The sequence below is a fragment of the Arthrobacter sp. genome, assembly GCF_031988865.1.
Taxonomy (GTDB): domain Bacteria; phylum Actinomycetota; class Actinomycetes; order Actinomycetales; family Micrococcaceae; genus Arthrobacter_B.
This window is the reverse complement of record NZ_DALZXY010000004.1, coordinates 22,224-27,650: the sequence shown is the minus strand read 5'-3', so window position 1 is coordinate 27,650 and position 5,427 is coordinate 22,224. Positions and strand designations below refer to the sequence as shown.

At 65.9% G+C, this 5,427-nt stretch carries 4 protein-coding genes; 2 read left to right on the top strand and 2 right to left on the bottom strand.

The genetic code is table 11. From position 1 onward, the window contains the following. Nucleotides 1–1,975 (top strand): Stk1 family PASTA domain-containing Ser/Thr kinase (pknB, locus tag RTN46_RS01440; RefSeq protein WP_312178647.1); only part of this gene is annotated, 1,975 nt, incomplete at its 5' end. A 22-nt stretch (nt 1,976–1,997) separates the two neighbouring features. Here the strand turns inward: pknB and RTN46_RS01435 are convergent. Both RTN46_RS01435 and RTN46_RS01430 read right to left on the bottom strand, forming a co-directional pair. Beyond that, nucleotides 1,998–3,386: a class II 3-deoxy-7-phosphoheptulonate synthase gene (locus tag RTN46_RS01435; RefSeq protein ID WP_312178646.1), complete on the bottom strand. Its 1,389-nt coding sequence runs from the start codon at nt 3,384–3,386 to the stop codon at nt 1,998–2,000. A 76-nt stretch (nt 3,387–3,462) separates the two neighbouring features. Then, nucleotides 3,463–4,362: a lysophospholipid acyltransferase family protein gene (locus tag RTN46_RS01430; protein ID WP_312178645.1), complete on the bottom strand. Its 900-nt coding sequence runs from the start codon at nt 4,360–4,362 to the stop codon at nt 3,463–3,465. Nucleotides 4,363–4,528: 166 nt separating this feature from the next. Between RTN46_RS01430 and RTN46_RS01425 the strand changes: the two genes are divergently transcribed. After that, nucleotides 4,529–5,293, top strand: coding sequence for an alpha/beta fold hydrolase (locus RTN46_RS01425; RefSeq protein WP_312178644.1), 765 nt, complete (start codon nt 4,529–4,531; stop codon nt 5,291–5,293). The last annotated feature ends 134 nt before the right edge of the window (nt 5,294–5,427 follow it).

The window sequence follows — 5,427 nt, the reverse complement described above, 5'->3', positions numbered from 1 at the left end:
GGCCCTCAAGGTGCTGTACCCCCATCTGGCCGCCGACAGGGGCTTCCTGCACCGGTTCGAGCGCGAAGCCAAGACCGCTGCCCGGTTGTCCCACCCGCACGTCGTCGGCGTCCTGGACCAAGGCGTCGAGGAATCGCTGGCCTACCTCGTGATGGAGTATGTGCCCGGGCACACCCTGCGCGATGTCCTGAATGAACGAACCCTGCTCACGCCGCGCCTTGCCCTCGCCATGATGGACGCTGTGGTGGACGGCCTCGCGGCCGCCCACGAAGCCGGCCTGGTGCACCGCGACGTAAAACCCGAAAACGTCCTCCTGGGCAGCAGCGGAGCTATAAAGATCGCTGACTTCGGACTTGCGCGGGCCGTGACCACCAGCACCAATACGGGAACCCTGGTCGGCACGGTCGCCTATCTGGCACCGGAATTGGTCACCGGCTCCGGGGCGGATGAGCGCAGCGACATCTACTCGGCCGGCATCATGCTCTACGAGATGCTCACCGGCGCCCAGCCCTTCACCGGCGAGGTGCCGATCCAGGTCGCCTTCGCGCATGTGCATTCCACTGTTCCTGCCCCGTCCGAAGCCTGCCCCGGCCTGGCCCAGGATCTCGATGAGCTGGTGCAGTGGTGCACCGCGCAGGACCCCGAGGACCGCCCCGTGGACGGCCGGGCCCTGCTGGGCGAACTGCGCCACATCCGCACGTCCCTCACCGATGACCAGCTGGACTTCCACGCCCCCGGCACTCCCCCGGCGCAGCCGGACAGCCAGACCGCCCGCACCACGGTGGTCCGTCCCCCGGCGCCCGACGGTGCCACCGAAGTGATTGGCCGCACCGAGCCGCACGCCACCGAAGTACTGCAGCGTGCTGACAATGCCACAACAGTGCTTCCCGGCCTTCCGCCGCGCGATGATGAACCGGACTACGACGAGCCGGATTATGAGGACGCAGAAGACGCGGACGACGACGATGGCTATCCTGCGGTCTCCACCCGGGCCGGGCGGCGCCAGGCCCGCAGGGATTTCAAGGCGCAGCAAAAGCAGTCCAGTAAGGATGCCCAGCGTCCCGAAGTATCCCTGCGCTCCGGCCGTCCGCGGCGGCGTGGTTTGCTTCTGGCGCTACTGCTGGCCCTCGTGGTCGCAGCGGCGGCCTTCACCGGCTGGTTCTTCGGAGCGGGTCCGGGCGCACTGGTGTCTATCCCCCAAGTTTCCAATACCCCTGTCACGGCGGCTTCTGCCCTGCTAGGCGAACAGGGGCTGCGCTACACCACGAACGAGGTCTATGACGAAGTCATAGCCGCCGGCCTGGCTGTGGGTACGGATCCGGCCGCGCCGCAGCAGGTCCGCCGCTTCCAGCCCGTAACGCTGCTCGTGTCCAAGGGGCCGGAACTCTTCAGTGTCCCCAACGTCATTCAGCGGTCCGTGGATTCGGCAGGAGAAGAGCTCACCGACGCCGGATTAACCGTCGGCAGCGTCGTTGAGGAATTCAACGAGTCAGTGCCTGCCGGGCAGGTTATTGCCCAGGTCCCGGCTGCCGACGCCGAGCTGCGGCGCGGCACCCCGGTGGACCTGACAGTATCCAAGGGGCCGGCACCGGTGGAGGTGCCGTCGGTGGCAGGCCGGTCGGAGGATGAGGCCACCAAGGCACTCGAAGCCGCCGGCCTCAAGGCTGTTGTTGCTCCCGACCGCGTCAACAGCACCGATGTTCCCCAGGGCGCGGTCCTGACTCAGTCCCCTGCCTCCGGGCTGCTGGAGCGCGGCGGAACGGTCACGCTGACCATTTCGGACGGACCGCGGATGATCCAGGTTCCCAGCTACACGGGCAAGCAGGTGGATACTGCCCGGAAGGAACTGGAAGACCTGGGTTTCCGGGTCCAGGTCAATGAGATCCTGGGCGGGTTCTTCGGAACCGTGCGCGCCCAGGATCCCTCGGGCGGGTCCGCGCCCGAAGGCTCGGTCATCACCCTGACCGTCGTCTAGCCGGCGGCAGGGGCCGGAGCGGCTAGCCCTTTTCGGCCAGCGCCCCGGCTACCAGGAACGCCATTTCCAGGGACTGCATGTGGTTCAGGCGCGGATCGCAGACTGACTCATATCCCTCGACGAAGGCTTCCTGGTCCACCGGATCCGCGCCGCCGAGGCACTCGGAGACGTCGTCGCCGGTCATTTCCACGTGAAGGCCTCCGGGGAAGGTGCCCAGGGCATTGTGCACCTCGAAGAAACCGCGGACTTCGTCCATCACGTCGTCGAAGTTGCGGGTCTTGTACCCGTTGGGTGAGGTCACGGTGTTGCCGTGCATCGGATCGGTGACCCAGAGGACCTGTGCACCCGACGCCGTCACCTTCTCCACCAGGGTAGGCAGCTTCTCCCGGATATTCTGTGCGCCCATCCGGGTAATAAAGGTAAGCCGCCCGGGTTCGCGGTTCGGGTCCAGCTTCTCGATCAGGGCGAGGGCGTCTTCGGGGGTGCTGTTCGGACCGAGCTTTACGCCGATCGGGTTCCGGACGCGGGAGAGGAAGTCCACGTGGGCCGCGTCCAGGTCCCGGGTGCGCTCCCCGATCCAGAGGAAATGCGCAGACGTGTCGTACGGCTGGCCCGTGCGCGAATCGATCCGCGTCAGCGCCCGCTCGTAGTCCAGCAGCAGCGCCTCGTGGCTGGCGAAGAACTCCACCCGTTTCAGGGCTTCGAAGTCCGCGCCGCAGACGTCCATAAAGCGCACCGCGCGGTCAATGTCCCGGGCCAGGGACTCGTAGCGCGAGTGTGCCGGGTTGGCTGTGAAGCCCCGGTTCCAGTGGTGGACCAGGCGAAGGTCAGCGAAACCGCCCTGCGTGAAGGCGCGGATCAGGTTCAGGGTGGATGCCGAGGTGTGGTAGGCCCGGACCATTCGGGCCGGGTCATGACGGCGGGATTCGGGGGTGAAGTCGAAGCCGTTCACCATGTCGCCGCGGTAGGCCGGAAGGGTGGTCCCGCCCCGCGTTTCGTCATTGGAGGAACGCGGCTTGGCGAATTGTCCGGCCATCCGGCCCATCTTGATGACCGGCAGCGACGCGCCATAGGTGAGGACGACGGACATCTGCAGGATGGTCCTGACCCGGGCGCTGATCTTGTCTGCCGTCGCAGCCTCAAAGGTCTCCGCACAGTCCCCGCCCTGAAGCAGGAAGGCCTTGCCCTGGGCGGCCTGGGCCAGCCGGTCGCGGAGAATATCCACTTCCCCGGCGAAGACCAGCGGCGGAACCATGGAGAGCTCGGCGACGGCGGCGGCGTAGCCCGGATCGTCGTGCCAGCTTGGTTGCTGCGAAATCGGCAGGGACCGCCACTCATCAAGTCCGGGATAGACTGCGGCGCCGGACGCCGGAGGGAAACTGGGGTCGAGGTCTGCGGGTGTTTGGCTCACGCCTTAAATCTTACTGGCAGGCGGGGAGCGGAGCGATCAAATGTGTCCTGTTACGCAGCTGGGAGCAGGGTAACGGCTAGGCGCTGTGCGGGGACTCCTGCTGGCCGCCGGCATCCTGTGTGCCGTCCGTGCCGGCCGGTTTGGCTGGTTCGGGTGCACCGATGACGGTGACTTCGCCCGGCTCCTTATGGTCCTTGCGGCGCCCGGCAGCGGGTCCGACGCCGGGTTCAGGCTGTTCCGGGTTCGGGAGCCGGACGGCGGCGCTGCGCGCTTCGGCTGCCTTGGAGGCTTTTCGGGCGGCCGCCATCTTGTCCTTGACGGTGCCCGCATAAACGTCGACGTATTCCTGTCCGGAGAGCCGCATTAGTTCATACATGATCTCGTCAGTGACGGAACGCTGCACAAAGCGGTCGTTCTCAAGGCCGGCATAGCGGGAGAAGTCCAGCGGCTCGCCGACAATGATCCCGATGCGGCGGATGTTGGGGATGCGGCGCCCAATGGGCTGCACCTTGTCAGTGCCGATCATGGCCACCGGGATCACCGGAACCCCGGTCTGCAGTGCCATCTTCGCGACACCTGTTTTGCCCCTATACAACCGGCCGTCCGGGCTGCGGGTGCCCTCGGGGTAGATGCCAAGCAGGTTTCCGCCTTCGAGCACCTTCACTCCGGCGCGCAGGGCCGCTTCCGACGCCGCTCCGCCGGACCGGTCAATCGGAAGCTGGTTCGTCATCCGGAAGAATGCGGCCGTCAGCCGGCCTTTAAGACCGCTGCCGGTGAAGTACTCAGACTTGGCCAGGAAACTCACCGGCCGTGGAACTGCCAGGGGCAGGAAGATTGAGTCGGAGAAGGAGAGATGGTTGCTGACGAGGATCGCCGGCCCCGTGGCGGGCACATTGTCCATGCCTTTAACCCACGGCCGGAACAGGAGATTCACCACCGGTCCGATGAAAATCGTCTTCATCACCCAATAGAACACGCGGCCAGCTCTCCCGTCCGGACAAACACTTTTGGGAGCCCGTTTGGTTCCCCTAGGTACTACTGTAAGGGCCGCAGGCGCAGCGTAGGATTTCTGCCGCGGCCTCTACAAGGAACTTTGTTTCCTGCGGGGTGGAAAATCCGCGTCCGAATGCAACCATAGTCATATGACTTCCCCTGGGCGCCCTGCTCCGTTTTCAAGTGCCGGAAATGGCCCGAATGCCACCACCGGCGTACTGCTGAGCCATGGTTTCACGGGTTCCACCGTGAGCATGCTGGATTGGGCGCGCTACCTGGCGGACGCCGGGTACACGGTCAGCCTTCCCCTGCTGCCGGGACACGGTACTACTTGGCAGGAGCTGGCCCGCACGCCGTGGCAGCACTGGTACCGGGGCTATGACGACGCGTACTCCGAACTCGCTGAGCGCACCGACCGCGTGGTGGTTGCCGGCCTGTCGATGGGCGGGGCGCTGGCGCTCCGGCTGGCGGCCCTGCGTCCCGTGGCCGGCATCGCCGTCGTTAATCCCGGGCTGACCGTTGCCGACCCGCGGGCCCGGTACTCGCGGCTGCTGAAGTACGTGCTGCCCTCAGTGCCGGCCATCGGGAACAACATCCGGCTCCCGGGCCAGGATGAAGTGGCGTATGACCGCACTCCCGTCGGCGCCGTCGCCGAACTCCTGAAGCTCTTCAAAGACACCGCAGCGCTCCTGCCGCAGGTAACCGCACCTGTCATCGCCTTCCGTTCCACGGTGGATCCGGTGGTTCCGGAGTCGAGCATGGACCTGATCCGGAAAATGGTGGGCAGCACCGAACTCGAAGTTGTCCCCCTGGAGAACAGCTACCATGTGGCGACGATGGACCACGACGCGCCGTTGATCTTTGAACGCTCCCATGACTTCATCCAACGGGTGGGCGCAGGTGCTCCGGCATGAGTGACCGCGAACCGGACCGCAACGACTCCACGGACGAAGCCACGTGGCAGGACCTCGTGGCACGGCTGCAGGAGACACCGGACATCGATCCCGGAGACAAGGCCCAGAACCACCACCAGGATCAGGGGGCTGGG

What these genes read in the sequence shown, in the direction of transcription:
- RTN46_RS01425 (WP_312178644.1), top strand. Translation starts at nt 4,529, where the DNA reads ATGACTTCCCCTGGGCGCCCTGCTCCGTTTTCAAGTGCCGGAAATGGC.